This window comes from Terrabacter carboxydivorans (genome assembly GCF_039532035.1).
Classification (GTDB): domain Bacteria; phylum Actinomycetota; class Actinomycetes; order Actinomycetales; family Dermatophilaceae; genus Terrabacter; species Terrabacter carboxydivorans.
The window spans coordinates 1-930 of sequence record NZ_BAAARE010000071.1; the positions used below are offsets into that span (position 1 = coordinate 1).

At 67.4% G+C, this 930-nt stretch carries 1 protein-coding gene; it reads left to right on the forward strand.

From position 1 onward, the window contains the following. Window positions 1–921, forward strand: a 921-nt coding sequence (locus ABD297_RS23590) for an IS481 family transposase (RefSeq protein WP_344257609.1), incomplete at its 5' end; no start/stop codon positions are given. Window positions 922–930: the final 9 nt, after the last annotated feature.

Consider the following 930-nt stretch of genomic DNA (forward strand, 5'->3'; position numbering starts at 1 on the left):
GTCCGCCGCCAGGGCTGGGCCGTGGCCCACGCCGCGAAAGCGATGGGTGTCTCCAGGCAGTGCGCCCACCGGTGGGTGGCACGGTTCGATGCCGAAGGTGAGGCCGGGCTGGCCGACCGGTCCTCGCGACCGCACTCGAGTCCGCGCCGCACTCCGGCGGGGGTGGAAGCCGCCGTGGTCGCAGCCCGGCACCAACACCGGCGCGGTCAGGACTGGCTCGGACCCGAGTTTGGGATGGCACCGCGCACCGTCAGCCGGGTCCTGCGCCGCCATGACGTGCCGTACCTGCGGACGCTGGACCCCTTGACCGGGGAGGTCATCCGTTCCAGCAAGACCACCGCGGTCCGCTACGAACGGAAGCGTCCGGGCGAGCTGGTCCATGTCGACGTCAAGAAGATCGGACGCATCCCTGACGGCGGCGGCTGGAAAGCCCACGGCCGCTCGATGGGGTCGAGCTGGGCGAAGAAGAAGGCCCGGATCGGCTACGACTACGTGCATTCGATGGTCGATGACCACTCCCGCCTGGCCTACAGCGAGATCCTGCCCGACGAGAAAGGCGCCACCTGCGCCGCGTTCATCCTGCGCGCGGCGGAGCACTTCGCCGGCCACGGAATCGCCACTATCGAGCGGGTCATCACCGACAACCACTTCAGCTACCGCAACAGCACGGACGTCAAGAACGCGATGACCGTGCTCGGGGCCACGCACAAGTTCATCAAGCCGCACTGTCCTTGGCAGAACGGCAAGGTCGAACGGTTCAACCGGACCCTGGCCACCGAGTGGGCCTACCGACAGATCTTCGCCAGCAATGCCGATCGAGCTGCAGCCCTTGCTCCTTGGCTGAAGGAGTACAACACTCGACGACGCCACACCGCGCTCAACGGCCTGCCGCCGATCAGCCGCCTGTCACCAACGTCATGACCGAGTACA